The organism is Nonomuraea sp. CX421, assembly GCF_059358955.1.
In genome coordinates, this window is sequence record NZ_JCADBK010000016.1 from 19,866 (window position 1) to 33,764 (window position 13,899).

Below are 13,899 nucleotides of genomic sequence, written 5' to 3' on the forward strand. Positions count from 1 at the left end.
ACACCGCGCCGCCTTGACTGCGGGCATGGCCTACAGCGAAGCGAGGACCCAGCAGTGACCGGCTCACGGCATGACCCGGCCCCCCGGCTTCCCCGGACGGCCGCGAGCCCCGATGCCTTGGCCGCCGGCGCGCGGAACCTGACCAAGACCTACGGCCAAGGCGATGCCCAGGTGCACGCCCTGCGCGGCATCGATCTCGACCTCCCACGAGGCAGGTTCACCGCGATCATGGGGCCGAGCGGGTCGGGCAAGTCCACGCTGATGCACTGCCTGGCCGGACTCGACCAGGCCAGTGGCGGCACCGTCACCGTGGCCGGCACCGACCTCGGATCACTCGACGACGACGCTCTCACGATCTTCCGCCGTGAGCACGTCGGCTTCGTGTTCCAGTCGTTCAACCTGCTGCCGATGCTCACCGCGGGCGAGAACATCGTGCTCCCGCTTGAGCTGGGCGGTCGCCGGGTCGATGACGCGATGCGCGAGCGAGCGCACCTCCTCGCGGACATCCTCGGCGTGGCCGACAGGCTCGGCCACCGGCCCGCGGAGCTGTCCGGCGGCCAGCAGCAGCGGGTCGCGATCGCCCGGGCCCTGATCACCCAGCCGGACCTGCTGTTCGCCGACGAGCCCACCGGAAACCTGGACAGCGCCACATCGGCGGAGGTGCTGGATCACCTGCGCCGGTCGGCGCGCGAGCTCGGCCAGACCGTCGTGATGGTCACCCACGAGCGGGACGCGGCCACGTACGCCGACTACGTGGTCACCATGCAGGACGGGCGGATCGCGTGATGCGTACCGTCTTCCTGGCGTCGCTGCGCACCCACGTCCGCAGGTACGTCGCAGCGGCGGTCGCGATCACCGTCGGAGTCGCCTTCGTCGTCGTGGTCGGTGTGCTCACGGCCGGGGCACATAACGGACTCATGGACGGTCTGGGGGCGCCGTACCGCCATGCCGACCACGTGGTCTCGCCGGCGGGGTGGCCATCGTCCGAGCTGGACGCGAAGGCCGTGATCGCGTTCGCCGAGCGACACGGCGAGAACGCGTCCGCGATCGGCCGGGCGACGCTTCCGGCGCGCGCCGGGAGCCGGAAGCTCTCGGACACGACGACAGTAGGGCCGATCGCCACCTCGCAGGTGTGGCGCTGGCAGGAGCTCAGCTCGGGGCGCTTTCCCGCACGCACGGGCGAGGCCGCAGTGGACGTGTATGTCGCCTTGGCCGAGGACATCGCGGTCGGCGACCGGATCAGGATCGGGGTGGGAGCCGCTGCGGCCGACGTCCAGGTGGTCGGTCTCGTGGAGTCGCCCTCTCCCCCGGCCCAGGCCTCGATGTACGTCACCTGGCCGCAGTTGCTGCAGTGGCGCGACCACCTCCATCTGGGCTCGGTGGCGGTGCGCGGGGAGGTGGGTCTGCTGCCTGAAGGCGCGAAGGCGCTGTCGCCGGAGGCGTTCACCGCTGAGCGGCTGACCTTTGTCCAGAACAGGGTGAACAGCTTGTCGGTGATGTTGCTGTCCTTCGCCGGCATCGCGCTCTTCGTCTCGGTCCTGGTCATCGCGAACACGTTCTCCATCCTGTTCGCGCAACGACTGCGCGATTTCGCGCTGCTGCGCTGCATCGGCGCGACCAGGCGGCAGGTGGTGCGTTCGGTACGCCGCGAAGCCGCCGCCGTCGGGGTGCTCGCGTCGCTGACCGGGACACTGGTCGGCGTCGGCCTCGGCTACGCGCTCATCGCCCTGATCAACGCCCTCGCGCCCACCACCCCGATGGGCGCCGCCGAGCTGCCCACACTCTGGCTGCTGGGCGGGTTCACCATCGGGCTGGTGGTCACCATGGTCGCGTCCTGGTCGCCGACCCGGCGCGTGGTCCGGGTCAGCCCGCTGGCGGCGCTGCGCCCGGATGCCACGGTCGGTCACCGCACGGCCACCGGCCTGGCGCGGCTGGCGCTCGCCACGCTCCTCCTGGTCATCGGGCTGGTCCTGCTCGGCGCGGCGATGGTCCAGGACAGCACGGCGCTCATGCTGGCCGGCGGAGGATCGGTGTTCGCCGGCGTGCTCCTCTTCGGGCCGGTGCTCATCCCCCGCCTGGTCCGGCTCACCGGCGCGCTGCTCGGCCCGGCCGGGCGGCTGGCGACCAAGCACGCCGTGCGCAATCCGCGCCGGACCGCCACCACCACCGCCTCCCTGCTGGTCGGCGTCACCCTGACGACCGCCGTACTCACCGGGATGGCCACGTGGCGTTCGGCGTTGGATGAGCAAATCGGCAGGGACCACCCCATCGACGTCGCTTTCACCTCGCCCACGGAGCCGGTCACCACCGACCTCCTCAATCGGGTACGTCGCACTCCCGGAGTGGCGCGGGCCATTCCAGTGGACGGCGCCGTGGCCCGTGTGACCGGGCTGGCCGAACCGATCCCGATCGTCAGCGCGCCGGCCGCGGAGCACGTGGCCCGCGACGGCGGGGCGTTCGCCCGGGTCGAGCCGGGGCAGATCAGCGTCGATTCCGAGGCCTTCGGCAAGGACCTGAGCCTCCGGCCCGGTGACCCGGTCACGGTGCGCGTCGGCGACCGGCGGGCCCGGTTGCGGGTCGCCGTCGGCACCGGCTGGGGCCCGGCGGGCGTGGTCGCGCCCGAGACGCTGGCGACGCTCACCGACGCCCCCGAGCCGTATGCCATCTGGATCCGCGCCTCCTCCGGCGCCGACCCGGCTCAACTCGGCGCCGACCTGGACGAGCTGGCCGATCCTGTCGGCGCGACGGTCGAGAACGGGTTGCGGACCTGGGAGTCGCTGGACCAGCAGCTGGGGATCCTCACCTGGTCAGTGCTCGGCCTGCTCGGCATCGCCGTCGTGATCGCCCTGATCGGGATCGCGAACACCCTGGGGCTCTCCGTACTCGAACGCGCCCGCGAACACGCGATGCTGCGCGCGCTCGGGCTCACCCGCGGGCAGTTGCGGCGGATGCTGGCGGCCGAGGCGGTGCTGCTGTCGGTGGTGGCCACCCTGCTCGGCACCGTGATCGGCGTCGGGTTCGCCTGGGTCGGCTACGAGACGTTCGTGACGCGGGCTCTCAGCGACGCCACCATGCGGGTCCCCTGGCTGTCGCTCGGCGTCGTCGTCCTCATCGCCGCCCTGGCCGGACTCCTCGCCGCTGTTCTCCCGGCGCGCCGGGCCACCCGGGTGACTCCGGCCGCAGGGCTGTCACTCGACTGACGCCCTACGAGACCAACCGCTCCCCCGGGTTGCGACCGGAGCCGGTCGGCTCGACACCGTGTACGGGCTGGTTGATCTCGGCCCACACCGCATCGAGGGAGAGGCCGAGGACATCGGCGATCGCGGCGATGGTCGGGAAGGCGGGGGTCGCCACGCGGCCCGACTCGATCTTCCGGAGGGTCTCCGGTGAGACCCGTGCGTCGAGCGCGGTTTCGAGCATCGAGCGCTCTCCCCTGGCGCGACGCAACAGGGCGCCGAGGCGCTGTCCGCGCTCGACCTCCGCGGGTGTGAGCGGCAACCTGACCATGCCCTCGATCCTATACCGGGATAATATGGCCGGGATAGTTATTGGTAGCGTGAGAAGGGCGCCGCATGATCGAGATTCTGAATCCCACCGAACTGGCCCGGGCAAGGGACACGGGCGCCCTGGTGGCAGACATTCTGCAGACACTGAAGAGCCGCAGCACGGTCGGCACGAACCTCCTGGACATCGACCGGTGGGCAGCGGCCATGATCGTCGAGGCTGGGGCGCAGTCCTGCTACGTCGACTACGAGCCGTCCTTCGGTCGCGGGCCGTTCGGCCACCACATCTGCACGGGCGTCAACGACGCCGTGCTCCACGGGCTGCCCTACGACTACACGCTCGCCGACGGCGATCTGCTGTCACTCGACCTCGCCGTCTCCAAGGACGGAGTCGCCGCGGACTCCGCCATCAGTTTCATCGTGGGCGCATCGAAGCACCCGGAGAGCGTCGCGTTGATCAGCGCGACCGAACGCGCGCTGTACGCGGGGATAGCCGCTGCCGGTCCTGGGGCTCGCATCGGGGACATCTCCCATGCCATCGGCTCGGTTCTCAGTGCGGCGGGATACTCGATCAACACCGAGTTCGGCGGCCATGGCATCGGATCAACGATGCACCAGGACCCGCACGTCTCCAACACCGGACGACCCGGCCGTGGATACAGGCTGCGCCCCGGGCTGCTGCTCGCACTGGAACCGTGGGTCATGGCCGACACCGCCGAGCTCGTCACCGATGCCGACGGGTGGACGCTCCGAAGTGCGACAGGCTGCCGGACGGCACACAGCGAGCACACGATCGCCATCACCGACGACGGAGCCGAAATCCTCACCTTGCCGAAACAGGGGCAACCGTGAGGCCGAAGCCACGCTTGCCCCTGTGCTCCTGGCACCTGGTCAAGAGTCGTGGGGGTGAGGAGCCGGCACGCTCGCGGACGGCGGGGTCCACGGCGTGAGCTCCGGGCGCTTGGCCGTGCGGCCGTCGCCCGAGGAGCGGCCGCGGATACGGCGGCCGATCCACGGGCCCGCGAAGGTGGCCAACCAGCGCAGCTCAGCCGCCGCCACCCGCCACGCCGCCGCCGCAGGCAGGGACGGGAAGGGCAGCATCCACGTGTCGTCGCTGCCGGGCAGGCCGAGGGAGTGGGCTATGGCGGCGGCGATGCGGGCGTGCCCCGCCGGGCTCGCGTGCAGCCGGTCCGTGCCCCACATGCGCGCGTCGGTGACGAACTCCATCGCGAACGTGTCCACCACCGTGACCCCGTGGCGGGCCGCGGCGCCGCGGATGCGGGCGTTGAGGTCGAGCACCTTGGGCCGGAGCGGACGGGCCATCGGGGCGATCTTCCCAATATCCGGAAAAGTCACGGTAACCACGTGTGCGCCCGACTCGGTGAGGGCGGCGTACATCTCCTCCAGTACCTCCGCCACAGCCACGGGCTCGCAGCCGGGGCGGATGAGGTCGTTCATGCCCGCCATGACCGTGGCCAGATCGGGGCGCAGCGCCAGCGCGGGGGCCAGTTGCTCGGCGCGGATCTGGCCCGCGAGCCGGCCGCGGACCGCGAGGTTGGCGTACAGGAGATCGGGGTTGGCGCCGGCCAGGTGCTCGGCGAGGCGGTCGGCCCAGCCGCGGTGGCCGGTGACGTCGTCGCCGTCGCCGAGGCCCTCGGTCTGGCTGTCGCCGAGCGCGACGTAGCGCGTGTAGACGGTCATGGGGTCTCCCTTCCGGTGCGGGCCATGCGCTCGCCGAGCGTCCGCGCCGTCTCCAGGCACCACGCGCGGGTCTCGCGCTCCAGCTCGAAGACCTCCAGCTTGGCGGCGGCCTCCATGGCCCGGTCATGCAGCTGCTCGATCACCGGCGCGGGGTTGAGGAGGTCGACGGCGTGCACCTCTGTACTCGCCGTCGAGCAGCGCCGCCAGCACCGCGTGCCGGAGGGCCATCGGCTAACGGTACTCATAAAGGTGAATAGTCATGGATATGACTATAACTGGGCACGCCGACCGGGGCCATCGCCCTCCCGATCCGCCGGATAACCGGGAAACGAGGCGTTCGCGCCAGGGACGCTGTCGACCGCGATCATCCGTCAGGCGACGGATCGCGCCACCAAGGCCATGGCCTGCCGCATGGCGTCCCGTGCCTCGTCGGGACCGTCGCCGCGCTCCAGCGCGGTCAGCGCGGCGGCGCTGACCGCGCCCACCATCGCGCCGACGAGAGCGGAGGCGGTGATCGCGTCGAGCCTGGCGGGGAATGCCCGCTGCAGCGCCTGGGCCAACTCGGCCTGCGCGGTGAGGTAGCGCTGCAGCAGCCGGGTCTGCAGCGCCGGCACCGAGGCCGCCAGCCGGGCCCGCAGCGCGGCGAGCCCGCTGGACAGGTCGCGGTCCCAGGTGTCGGCGATCATTCGGTCCATCGCCCGCACCAGCACCTCGGACAGCGGCTCCCCGGCGTGGCGCTCGGCGATCACCTGTAGCGCCAGGTCGACGCGCACGTCGGCGTTGGCCAAGAGCACGTCCTCCTTGGTCTGGAAGTGGAGGAAGAAGGTGCGGGGAGACACCTCCGCCGCGTCGGCGATCTCGGCCACGGTCACCTGGTCGTAGCCCCTGTCGTCGAACAGGCGCACCGCCGCCTCGATCAGCGCCTGCCGGGTGCGCTGCTTCTTCCGCTCCCGCAGTCCCAGTTTCTCCACCATGTGCGCCAGTTTACTTTAGAGCCTGCACTAGTGCATACAATGTATTGTTACAGTGACTGTAGCAATTGAAGGGTGGTCAGCATGAGAAGCCTGGACGGACGAGTCGTCCTCATCACCGGAGCAGGACGCGGCATCGGGCGGGAGGAGGCGTTGTTCTTCGCCGCCGAGGGCGCCAAGGTCGTCGTCAACGACCCCGGCGTCGCCATCGACGGCACGGGCGGCGACGCCGGCGTGGCGGCGGACGTCGTCGAGGAGATCACCGCGCGTGGCGGCCACGCCGTGGCCAACACCGACGGCGTCGCCGACTGGGACGGCGCCCGCCGCATGGTGGAGACGGCCCTGCGAACCTTCGGCGACCTGCACGTAGTGGTCAACAACGCGACCATCGAACGGAACCTCGGCCTGACCGACCTGTCGGAGGAGGACTTCGACGACGTCCTGGCCGTCAAGCTCAAGGGCACCTTCGCGGTGACCCGCTGGGCGGCCCGCCACTGGCGCGACCGATACCAGGCGGGCGTCCGCGCCGACCGCGCCGTCGTCAACACCTCCTCCGGCTCCGGACTGCTCAACCCGCTGCCCACGCAGGTCTCCTACGCGGCGGGCAACGCCGGAGTCGCGGCGCTGACCGTCGTGGCCGCCCTCGAACTGGGCCGTTACGGCGTTCGGGTCAATTGCATCTCGCCGTCGATGGCGCGCACCAGGCTCACCCTCGGCGTCCCCGGCATGAGTCAGGCACCACCGGCGACCGGGTTCGACCCCCTCCACCCGGCCGCGTGCGCGCCGGTCGCCGCCTATCTCGCCGGTCCAGCCTGCCCGCTCACCGGCCAGGTGCTGTCGGTGCGGGGCGGTACGGTCGCGGTCAACCAAGGCTGGTCCCTCGGTGGCCACATCCACAAGGACGGGCCGTGGAGCGTGGCGGAGCTGGCCGCGAAGGTGAAAGAGCTGCCGATGGACGACCCGTTCGACAAGCTCGCCCAGGCCCTGTCCGGCGCGCTCGGCACCACTGGACGCGCCGAACTCCAGGAGATGATCAACACCCTGCTGGACCAGAGCGGGCAGTCCGGCACAGCCTCCGCATGACGCGCGCCACATCGTGACGGGGACCCGTTCGGGGAAGGACGTCTGTACGTTCGTCCTGTTCGCCATCTCCGTCACGAGTGAGGACCCGTCATGCGAGCCATCACCGTTCGAGACCGCGCCGCCGGTCTGGCCGGGCTTTCCCTGACGGAAGAGCCGTACCCGCATGCCGCCGAGAACGACGTCGTCGTCCGGGTGCATGCCGCAGGGTTCACTCCCGGAGAGCTCGACTGGCCGGCGACGTGGTCCGATCGCGCCGGCCGTGACCGCACGCCCAGCGTGCCCGGGCATGAGGTGTCGGGTACCGTCGCCGAGCTGGGATACGGGACAACCGGCCTGACCGTTGGTCAGCGGGTGTTCGGGCTGACCGACTGGACCCGCAACGGCTCGCTGGCCGAGTACGTGGCGGTGGAGGCCCGCAACCTCGCGCCGCTGCCGGCCGGCGTCGACCACGCCGTGCCCGCCGCACTGCCGATCTGAGGGCTGACCGCGTGGCAGGGCCTGTTCGACCACGGCCGTCTGGCCGCCGGCCAGACCGTCCTGGTCCACGGCATCGCGGGCGGTGTTGGTTCCATCGCGGCGCAGCTCGCACGCGAGGCGGGAGCCCGGGTGATCGGCACCGGCAGGGCCGGCGACAGGGACACAGCACTCGGCCTCGGCGCGGACGCCTTCGTGGACCTGCAGGCCGATCACCTTGAGGATGCCGGTCAGGTCGACGTGGTGTTCGACGTGATCGGCGGTGACATCCTGGACCGCTCGGCCGCGCTGGTGCGCGCCGGCGGCACGCTGGTCACCATCGTCTCGCCACCTACGGTCCGGCCCCGTGACGGGCAGGCGATCTTCTTCGTCGTCGAATCCGATCGTGCCCGGCTGGCGGACCTGGCACGGCGGGTCCGGGACGGACGGCTCCGCCCGATCGTCGGGGCCGTGCGAACGCGCGCCGAGACGCCCGCCGCGTTCGCGCCCGCCCAGCGCACCCCCGGCAAGACGATCATCCGGGTCACGGAAGGCGACTAGCCGGCTCAGTCGCCGGCGACGTCGTATCGGCTCGGCTCGGCTCGGCTCGGCTGTATTTGAGCAGACCATCACGGAGGCTTGAAATCGCCGGTGGTTAGGCTCCGAGATGCCTGGACATCCTCATCATCACTCCTCCTGACCGACGGAACCCGAGACGCCTCGCGATCACCCGGTTCGCCTGAAAGGTCCGAGCAGTATAGGAGAGGTCGTCTTCGTCTCCAACGCGGGAGACGAGCTCAAGGTCGACGACCCGCCAAGGTAGAACCATCAGGGAAGGCTGGACTCATGTTTCCGGAGACTCCCGCCGCCGCGGCGGCGCTGTCGGTGGCCACGCGTTTCTACCCGCCCGCGCTGTTCAACCACTGCGTCCGCTCCTACCTGTGGGGAGCGATGTACGGCACAGCGCACGGGATCGCCTTCGATGACGAGCTCTACCACGTCTCGGCGCTGCTCCACGACATCGGGCTGACGGAGGCCTTCGACAGCCATCGGCTGCCGTTCGAGGAGGCGGGAGGGCAGCTAGCCTGGGTCTTCGGCGTGGCGGCCGGCTGGCCGGCAGAGCGGGCCGCCAGAGTCGCCGAGATCATCAAGCTGCACATGCGTGACGACGTGTCCCCGGCTACCGACCCCGAGTCCCACCTGCTGCAGGTCGCCACCAGCTGGGAGGTGGTCGGCCGGCGGCCGGAGGAGTTCTCGCCGGACGCCAGGGCGCGGATGCTCGCCCGCTATCCCCGGCTGGGATTCGGCGCGCGGTTCCTGGCGTGTTTCGAGGACCAGGCGAGACGCAAACCGGACAGCGCCGCCGCCGCATCGGTCAGGAACGACGTCGCGGGACGGGTCGCCGCCAACCCTCTCGAAGGCCGCCCACCCGCCTGACCCGCGAGTCCGCGAACTCGGCCGTCCATCTGCCCGGACGCCTTCGGGAACGTCCGCGAGCAGGTCAAGAGTGCGCGTGCCGGTCGAGGCCGAGCGTGGCGATGAGGTCTTCGTGGAGCTGGAACCAGACGCGATGGCAGGAGTCGACGTCGGTGCGGTCCACCCAGGCGTTCTCCCCGGCGCGCGCTCGCGCCAGGGCCGCGGTGAATCGGGTGTCGTATCCGCGCAACCGGGTCAGGACGCTCCCGAGCCGGTCGGCCAGTGGCGTGAGCGCGCGGGAGATGTCGCCGAGCTCGCGTAGGACCCGGGCGTCCCAGGCAGGATCGCGGTGGTCGTTGGCGGTGAGCCGGTCGCCGGCGGTGGGCCGGAGTTGCCAGTCGGTGCAGGCCCGTAGCAGCAGGGCGTTCAGCGGGAGGAACTCGCGGTGGACGTCGCGGACCTCGTCGGCGCCGCCGACGCGGGCGAGCTCGGCCGCGAGCAGGCGCTCGTTCTCGGCCCGGCCCCGTTCGGTCAGCGACCAGCCCGCGGTGCCGGCGAAGGCGGTGTACGAGACCCAGCCGCGCGCCTCGGCGTCGCGCAGCAACTCTTCGGTCTCGGCCGCATCGAGCCCGTACCGCTGCGCGGCCACCGGGGTGTCCGCGAACCCGAGGACGCGCACGGCGTGCAGGACCAGCAGGCCGGGCAGGGAGTCGCGCGTCATGAGCCGGCGTCCTGCCGCGCCGTCAGGCGGTTGAAGTGCTGCTGGCACGCCTGCGGGGAGTTGAACCCCATCGCGTTCGCCATCTGGGCCCAGGTCAGCCCGGCGCTGCGGGCGATGAACAGCAGGGCGGACTCGAGTCCTTCGACTTCGGCGTGCGCGGCGGGCAGGAGGCTCAGCGCGCTCAGGACGTCCTCCGGATCCAGGTCGGCGTTGCGCCAGACGGCGAACTGGACGAGGTCGACCGCCGACGGCGGCGCCGGAGAGGGGCGCCACGGGCGGGCGTCGAGCGCCCCCGCGCCCAGGCGCAGAAGGCGGTCGCTCGCGTCGTGCTCGCGCCTGGCCTGGACGTGGTCGGCGCGTCCGGCCTGGGTGAGGTCGTGCTTGCGTGACATGGTCACATGATCCACAATCAATAAATTGTTGTCAATCTATCGTTGATAGGTAGCGGATGATCGTACCCCTCATGTCGGCTGCCGCCGATACCTGCGGCGGCAAGGCCGGTGCGCTCGGCGCGCTGCTTCGCGCGGGACTACCGGTTCCCGACGGTTTCGTGGTGCCGTTCGCCGCTTACCGCGCCGCCCTCCTCGACCTGGGCTTCGAGCGGCTCGCCGGCCGGCCGGACCGGCTCGACGCCGTGCGGCGGGCGATCGAGGCCCGCCCGGTCGATGACCTTCTGATCGACGCGCTCGGACGCGTGCTCGGCGAACTCGGCGATCCGCCCGTCGCGGTGAGATCGTCCGCCGCGGACGAGGACACCGGCCAGACGTCGGCGGCCGGGCAGCACGACAGCTTTCTCGCCGTGCGCGGGGTCGGCGCGGTCATCGACGCCGTACGCGCCTGCTGGGCCTCGCTGTTCACTTCGCGCGCCATCGACTACCGGGATGCCTCCGGCCGCGGCGGCCGGCCCGTCGACGATCTCGTCATGGCCGTGCTCGTGCAACGCCATCTGGACGCCGAGGTGTCCGGGGTCATGTTCACCCCCGCGGACCCGCACGACGTGACCCGCATCGAGGCGTCCTGGGGGCTCGGCCCCAGCGTCGTCGGCGGCACCGTCACCCCTGACGCCTACCGCGTCGCCGGGGACGGCTCGGTCACCCGCACGCTCGCGCGCAAACGGACCCGCCTCGACCGGCGTGGCGGGCGACTCGTCACCTCCGCCGTGCCCGACCATGCCCGCGACCGGCCGGCACTCGACGACGCGACCGCCGGGCTGCTCGCCGAGCTGGGCAAGAAAATCGCCACCGTACGTGACGGGCCTCAGGACGTCGAGTGGGCGATCGCCGATGGCGGCGCCTGGATCCTGCAGGCACGGCCGGTCACCGCCGCTCCCCCGGCGTGGCCTTCGCCCGCCGGCCACGCCCCGGCCGCCGCGCCCACGCTGACCGGAACACCCGGCAGCCACGGGGTCGTGACCGGCACCGCGAGGATCATCCGCGGTCCCCGCGACTTCACGCGCGCGCACCCCGGCGACATCATCGTCTGCCCCTTCACCGACCCCGCCTGGACACCGCTGCTGCGCATCGCGGCCGGCGTCATCACCGAGACCGGAGGCGTGCTCTCCCACGCCGCGATCGTCGCTCGCGAGCACGGCATCCCCGCGGTCCTCGGCGTCCCCAACGCGACGAGCAGACTCCACGACGACAGCACCATCACCATCGACGGCACCACCGGCACCGTCACGGCGGCCGATGCGTGACCGATCCGCACTCACGCCCGCGTCACCCATGGACCGAAAGGAGACGGGGAGCGGCCCACACGGGCACGCGCCCCAGCCGCTCATGACCACGCGACACCTCTACCTGGCGCGCCACGGCGCCGCCGACGCGTTCGGGAACCTTACCGACATCGGTCGCCGGCAGGCGGGCCTGCTGGGCGAACGGCTCGCCGGCCTGCCGGTCGACGCCGTGTGGCACTCTCCGCTACCGCGCGCCGCGGCCAGCGCGCACGAACTCGCCCGGCACCTGCGGAACGCGCCCGTCTTCGAGGCCGAGGAACTCATCGACCACCTGCCCTACGTTCCCCAGGCTGCCGAGACACCCCCGTCCTGGGCAGGCTTCTTCGACGGCTACGACGCCGCCGAGGCGGCCTCGGGCCAGAAGCTCGCCGCGGCCCTGGTCGCCCGGTTCGCGGAGTCCCCCAAGACCGCGACAGGCACCCGGCGCGACACTCACGAGGTTCTGGTGACGCACGCCTACCAGATCGCGTGGCTGGTGCGGCACGCTCTGGACGCGCCGCCCTCCCGGTGGCTCGGCCTGAACAGCGCCAACGCCGCCCTGACGGTCATCGACCACCGCGCCGGTCTGCCGCCGACGCTCGTCATGTTCAACGACATGAGCCACCTTCCGGCCGACCTGCGCTGGACCGGGTTCCCCGACGGCACGAGGCCATGAGGCGGCCGTGCCGACCGGGGCTCGGGCGTCTGGCGCGTGATCGCGTGCGCTCAGGCCTCGGGCACGACCACGGCCGGCACCCGGTGGCGAGTGTGGGCGAGGTCCTGTCGCGTTGGTCGTCGGTGTTCAGGCGGTGCGAGTGTCGTACTCCTCGCGATTGGCGAGCACTTCGTTCATGTGCGTCTCGGCCCACTCCTTGATGCCGCGCATCATGTGGTGGAGCGAGAGACCGAGCTCGGTCAGCTCGTAGGTGACCGTGACGGGCACGGTCGGCGTCACGGTGCGGGTGACCAGGCCGTCGCGTTCGAGGGAGCGCAGCGTCTGGGTGAGCATCTTCTGACTGACCCCGGCGAGCCGTCGGGACAGCTCGGAGTAGCGCATCGCCCGCGGCTTGACGGCGCTGTCGTCCCCGGAGGGGTGCGGGCCGTCGCCGCCGAGGGCGGCCAGGATCAGCGCGATCCACTTGTCGGAGATCCGGGCGAGTAGCTGGCGGCTGGGGCAGCCCGCCAGGAACGCGTCGTAATCCGCCCGAGCCTGTGCCCGCTTCTGGGCCGCCGTCATCGTCGGCATCGACCGCTCCTTCCTACCGAGGGGTGACCTACGCACTTCGAAGTGCCCACTTCCCGTTGGGGAGTTACCCATCCCACAGTGGTGCAAGGCAACCGCCGAACACAAGCCACCAGGAGCGAACCCGTGAACACTCCCACGCCCCGTACCGCCACCTTCCGGACGGCCGTTGTCCGCACCCCGAGTGGACCCGACTCGATCGAGATCATCGACGTGCCCGTCGTCGAGCCCGGGCCCGGCGAGGTGCGGGTGGAGATCGCCGCCGCGCCGGTCAACCCCGTCGATCTCGGGGTCGCGAGCGGCTTCTTCCACGCCTCGGGGTTGATCGACCAGCCCGAGCACACCGGCCTGGGCTGGGAATTCGCCGGCACCGTCGTCGCCGCCGGCCTCGGTGTGGACATGGCGCCCGGCACCCGGGTCGCCGGCCTGGTGGACGGCTTCGACCGCGACTTCGGCACCTACGCCGAGCAGCTCGTCGTGGCGGTCGCCAGTCTCGCCGTCGTTCCCGACGGGCTGGACCTGGCGGCGGCGTCGACGGTGCCGCTCAACGGGCTGGCCGCCGCCCAGATCCTCGACCTGCTCGGCGACGCGCCATCCGACGGCAACCGGCTGCTGGTGACCGGCGCGGCCGGCGCGGTCGGGGGCTACGTCGCCGCGCTCGCGCCCGACCGCGGCTGGCAGGTGACCGGTCTGGCCAGAGCCGAGGACGAGGAGTTCGTCCGCGGCCTCGGCGTCGGCTTCACCACGCACGCCGAGCCGGGCTGGGACGCGGTCGCCGACGGCGCGGCGTTGCAGGGAGCGGGCCTTGCCCTGGTCCGAGACGGCGGCGCGTTCGTCGGCGTCCGGCCGAACGCCGTGCCGACCTCTGAGCGGGGGATCACCGTGGCCGTCGTGGTGACCCACCCCGACGGCCCTCGATTGAGCGGCCTGCTCGCCCGCACCGCGTCCGGCGAGTTGCCGGCCCGGGTGCAGGCGGTCGTGCCGCTGGACCAGGTCGCCGACACCCACCGGGCCATGGCCAAGGGCGGGGTGCGCGGTCGCTTCGTGCTCACGCCCTGACCGCGGCGACGGCATACACCCGGGTCCACCAGGTC

17 protein-coding genes are annotated in these 13,899 nt (G+C 71.6%); 10 read left to right on the top strand and 7 right to left on the bottom strand.

What is annotated here, in order from left to right; translation table 11 throughout:
* The first annotated feature begins 54 nt into the window (after window positions 1–54).
* Complete coding sequence (locus AC5L3X_RS25880; protein WP_494860263.1) at window positions 55–786, top strand: ABC transporter ATP-binding protein; 732 nt, start codon at window positions 55–57, stop codon at window positions 784–786.
* Window positions 786–3,200, top strand: a complete 2,415-nt coding sequence (locus AC5L3X_RS25885; RefSeq protein WP_494860264.1) for an ABC transporter permease — start codon at window positions 786–788, stop codon at window positions 3,198–3,200. The genes AC5L3X_RS25880 and AC5L3X_RS25885 overlap by 1 nt, the downstream gene beginning before the upstream one ends.
* A 4-nt stretch (window positions 3,201–3,204) precedes the next feature.
* Here AC5L3X_RS25885 and AC5L3X_RS25890 read toward each other — a convergent pair whose 3' ends face one another.
* On the bottom strand, window positions 3,205–3,507 hold the full coding sequence (locus tag AC5L3X_RS25890; RefSeq protein ID WP_494860266.1) for a helix-turn-helix domain-containing protein: 303 nt from the start codon (window positions 3,505–3,507) through the stop codon (window positions 3,205–3,207).
* A gap of 65 nt (window positions 3,508–3,572) precedes the next feature.
* Between AC5L3X_RS25890 and map the strand changes: the two genes are divergently transcribed.
* Window positions 3,573–4,355 (top strand): type I methionyl aminopeptidase, encoded by a 783-nt coding sequence (map, locus tag AC5L3X_RS25895; RefSeq protein ID WP_494860268.1) that lies wholly within the window; start codon window positions 3,573–3,575, stop codon window positions 4,353–4,355.
* Between the two features lie 39 nt (window positions 4,356–4,394).
* Here map and AC5L3X_RS25900 read toward each other — a convergent pair whose 3' ends face one another.
* The 3 genes from AC5L3X_RS25900 to AC5L3X_RS25910 form a co-directional block, all read right to left on the bottom strand.
* Window positions 4,395–5,204 carry an SGNH/GDSL hydrolase family protein gene (locus tag AC5L3X_RS25900; protein ID WP_494860270.1) on the bottom strand — a complete coding sequence of 270 codons (810 nt, stop codon included), beginning with the start codon at window positions 5,202–5,204 and terminating at the stop codon, window positions 4,395–4,397.
* Window positions 5,201–5,380: a hypothetical protein gene (locus tag AC5L3X_RS25905; protein ID WP_494860272.1), complete on the bottom strand. Its 180-nt coding sequence runs from the start codon at window positions 5,378–5,380 to the stop codon at window positions 5,201–5,203. Before AC5L3X_RS25905 ends, AC5L3X_RS25900 begins: the two co-directional genes overlap by 4 nt.
* Window positions 5,381–5,575: 195 nt before the next feature.
* A complete protein-coding gene (locus AC5L3X_RS25910; protein WP_494860274.1) occupies window positions 5,576–6,178 on the bottom strand; it encodes a TetR/AcrR family transcriptional regulator in 603 nt (200 codons plus the stop codon).
* Between the two features lie 81 nt (window positions 6,179–6,259).
* On the opposite strand from AC5L3X_RS25910, the gene AC5L3X_RS25915 reads away from it, so the two are divergent.
* The 4 genes from AC5L3X_RS25915 to AC5L3X_RS25930 all read left to right on the top strand — a co-directional run bounded on the left by AC5L3X_RS25915 (window position 6,260) and on the right by AC5L3X_RS25930 (window position 9,148).
* Window positions 6,260–7,258 (top strand): SDR family NAD(P)-dependent oxidoreductase, encoded by a 999-nt coding sequence (locus AC5L3X_RS25915; protein ID WP_494860275.1) that lies wholly within the window; start codon window positions 6,260–6,262, stop codon window positions 7,256–7,258.
* A 90-nt stretch (window positions 7,259–7,348) separates the two neighbouring features.
* Window positions 7,349–7,735 carry an alcohol dehydrogenase catalytic domain-containing protein gene (locus AC5L3X_RS25920; protein WP_494860277.1) on the top strand — a complete coding sequence of 129 codons (387 nt, stop codon included), beginning with the start codon at window positions 7,349–7,351 and terminating at the stop codon, window positions 7,733–7,735.
* Window positions 7,736–7,828: 93 nt separating this feature from the next.
* Window positions 7,829–8,272, top strand: a complete 444-nt coding sequence (locus tag AC5L3X_RS25925) for a zinc-binding dehydrogenase (RefSeq protein WP_494860502.1) — start codon at window positions 7,829–7,831, stop codon at window positions 8,270–8,272.
* A gap of 285 nt (window positions 8,273–8,557) precedes the next feature.
* Window positions 8,558–9,148: an HD domain-containing protein gene (locus tag AC5L3X_RS25930; protein WP_494860278.1), complete on the top strand. Its 591-nt coding sequence runs from the start codon at window positions 8,558–8,560 to the stop codon at window positions 9,146–9,148.
* A 64-nt stretch (window positions 9,149–9,212) separates the two neighbouring features.
* Here the strand turns inward: AC5L3X_RS25930 and AC5L3X_RS25935 are convergent, their stop codons facing one another.
* Both AC5L3X_RS25935 and AC5L3X_RS25940 read right to left on the bottom strand, forming a co-directional pair.
* The gene (locus AC5L3X_RS25935; protein WP_494860279.1) at window positions 9,213–9,848 is read right to left on the bottom strand and encodes a transcriptional regulator; all 636 of its coding nucleotides are present in this window, start codon (window positions 9,846–9,848) and stop codon (window positions 9,213–9,215) included.
* The gene (locus AC5L3X_RS25940) at window positions 9,845–10,240 is read right to left on the bottom strand and encodes a DNA-binding protein (protein ID WP_494860281.1); all 396 of its coding nucleotides are present in this window, start codon (window positions 10,238–10,240) and stop codon (window positions 9,845–9,847) included. Before AC5L3X_RS25940 ends, AC5L3X_RS25935 begins: the two co-directional genes overlap by 4 nt.
* A 71-nt stretch (window positions 10,241–10,311) precedes the next feature.
* Between AC5L3X_RS25940 and AC5L3X_RS25945 the strand changes: the two genes are divergently transcribed.
* Complete coding sequence (locus AC5L3X_RS25945; RefSeq protein ID WP_494860282.1) at window positions 10,312–11,544, top strand: PEP/pyruvate-binding domain-containing protein; 1,233 nt, start codon at window positions 10,312–10,314, stop codon at window positions 11,542–11,544.
* An 82-nt stretch (window positions 11,545–11,626) separates the two neighbouring features.
* Complete coding sequence (locus AC5L3X_RS25950) at window positions 11,627–12,238, top strand: histidine phosphatase family protein (RefSeq protein ID WP_494860283.1); 612 nt, start codon at window positions 11,627–11,629, stop codon at window positions 12,236–12,238.
* A 126-nt stretch (window positions 12,239–12,364) separates the two neighbouring features.
* On the opposite strand, the gene AC5L3X_RS25955 is transcribed toward AC5L3X_RS25950, so the two are convergent.
* On the bottom strand, window positions 12,365–12,808 hold the full coding sequence (locus AC5L3X_RS25955; protein ID WP_494860284.1) for a winged helix-turn-helix transcriptional regulator: 444 nt from the start codon (window positions 12,806–12,808) through the stop codon (window positions 12,365–12,367).
* Between the two features lie 123 nt (window positions 12,809–12,931).
* On the opposite strand from AC5L3X_RS25955, the gene AC5L3X_RS25960 reads away from it, so the two are divergent.
* Window positions 12,932–13,864, top strand: coding sequence for an NADP-dependent oxidoreductase (locus AC5L3X_RS25960; protein WP_494860285.1), 933 nt, complete (start codon window positions 12,932–12,934; stop codon window positions 13,862–13,864).
* Window positions 13,865–13,899: the final 35 nt, after the last annotated feature.

Excerpts from the sequence above, each read along its gene's own strand:
- AC5L3X_RS25890 (WP_494860266.1), bottom strand. The coding sequence starts at position 3,507 with ATGGTCAGGTTGCCGCTCACACCCGCGGAGGTCGAGCGCGGACAGCGC.
- AC5L3X_RS25900 (WP_494860270.1), bottom strand. The coding sequence starts at position 5,204 with ATGACCGTCTACACGCGCTACGTCGCGCTCGGCGACAGCCAGACCGAG.
- AC5L3X_RS25950 (WP_494860283.1), top strand. The coding sequence starts at position 11,627 with ATGACCACGCGACACCTCTACCTGGCGCGCCACGGCGCCGCCGACGCG.
- AC5L3X_RS25910 (WP_494860274.1), bottom strand. The coding sequence starts at position 6,178 with ATGGTGGAGAAACTGGGACTGCGGGAGCGGAAGAAGCAGCGCACCCGG.
- AC5L3X_RS25955 (WP_494860284.1), bottom strand. The coding sequence starts at position 12,808 with ATGCCGACGATGACGGCGGCCCAGAAGCGGGCACAGGCTCGGGCGGAT.
- map (WP_494860268.1), top strand. The coding sequence starts at position 3,573 with ATGATCGAGATTCTGAATCCCACCGAACTGGCCCGGGCAAGGGACACG.
- AC5L3X_RS25935 (WP_494860279.1), bottom strand. The coding sequence starts at position 9,848 with ATGACGCGCGACTCCCTGCCCGGCCTGCTGGTCCTGCACGCCGTGCGC.
- AC5L3X_RS25920 (WP_494860277.1), top strand. The coding sequence starts at position 7,349 with ATGCGAGCCATCACCGTTCGAGACCGCGCCGCCGGTCTGGCCGGGCTT.
- AC5L3X_RS25930 (WP_494860278.1), top strand. The coding sequence starts at position 8,558 with ATGTTTCCGGAGACTCCCGCCGCCGCGGCGGCGCTGTCGGTGGCCACG.
- AC5L3X_RS25915 (WP_494860275.1), top strand. The coding sequence starts at position 6,260 with ATGAGAAGCCTGGACGGACGAGTCGTCCTCATCACCGGAGCAGGACGC.
- AC5L3X_RS25945 (WP_494860282.1), top strand. The coding sequence starts at position 10,312 with ATGTCGGCTGCCGCCGATACCTGCGGCGGCAAGGCCGGTGCGCTCGGC.
- AC5L3X_RS25885 (WP_494860264.1), top strand. The coding sequence starts at position 786 with ATGCGTACCGTCTTCCTGGCGTCGCTGCGCACCCACGTCCGCAGGTAC.
- AC5L3X_RS25940 (WP_494860281.1), bottom strand. The coding sequence starts at position 10,240 with ATGTCACGCAAGCACGACCTCACCCAGGCCGGACGCGCCGACCACGTC.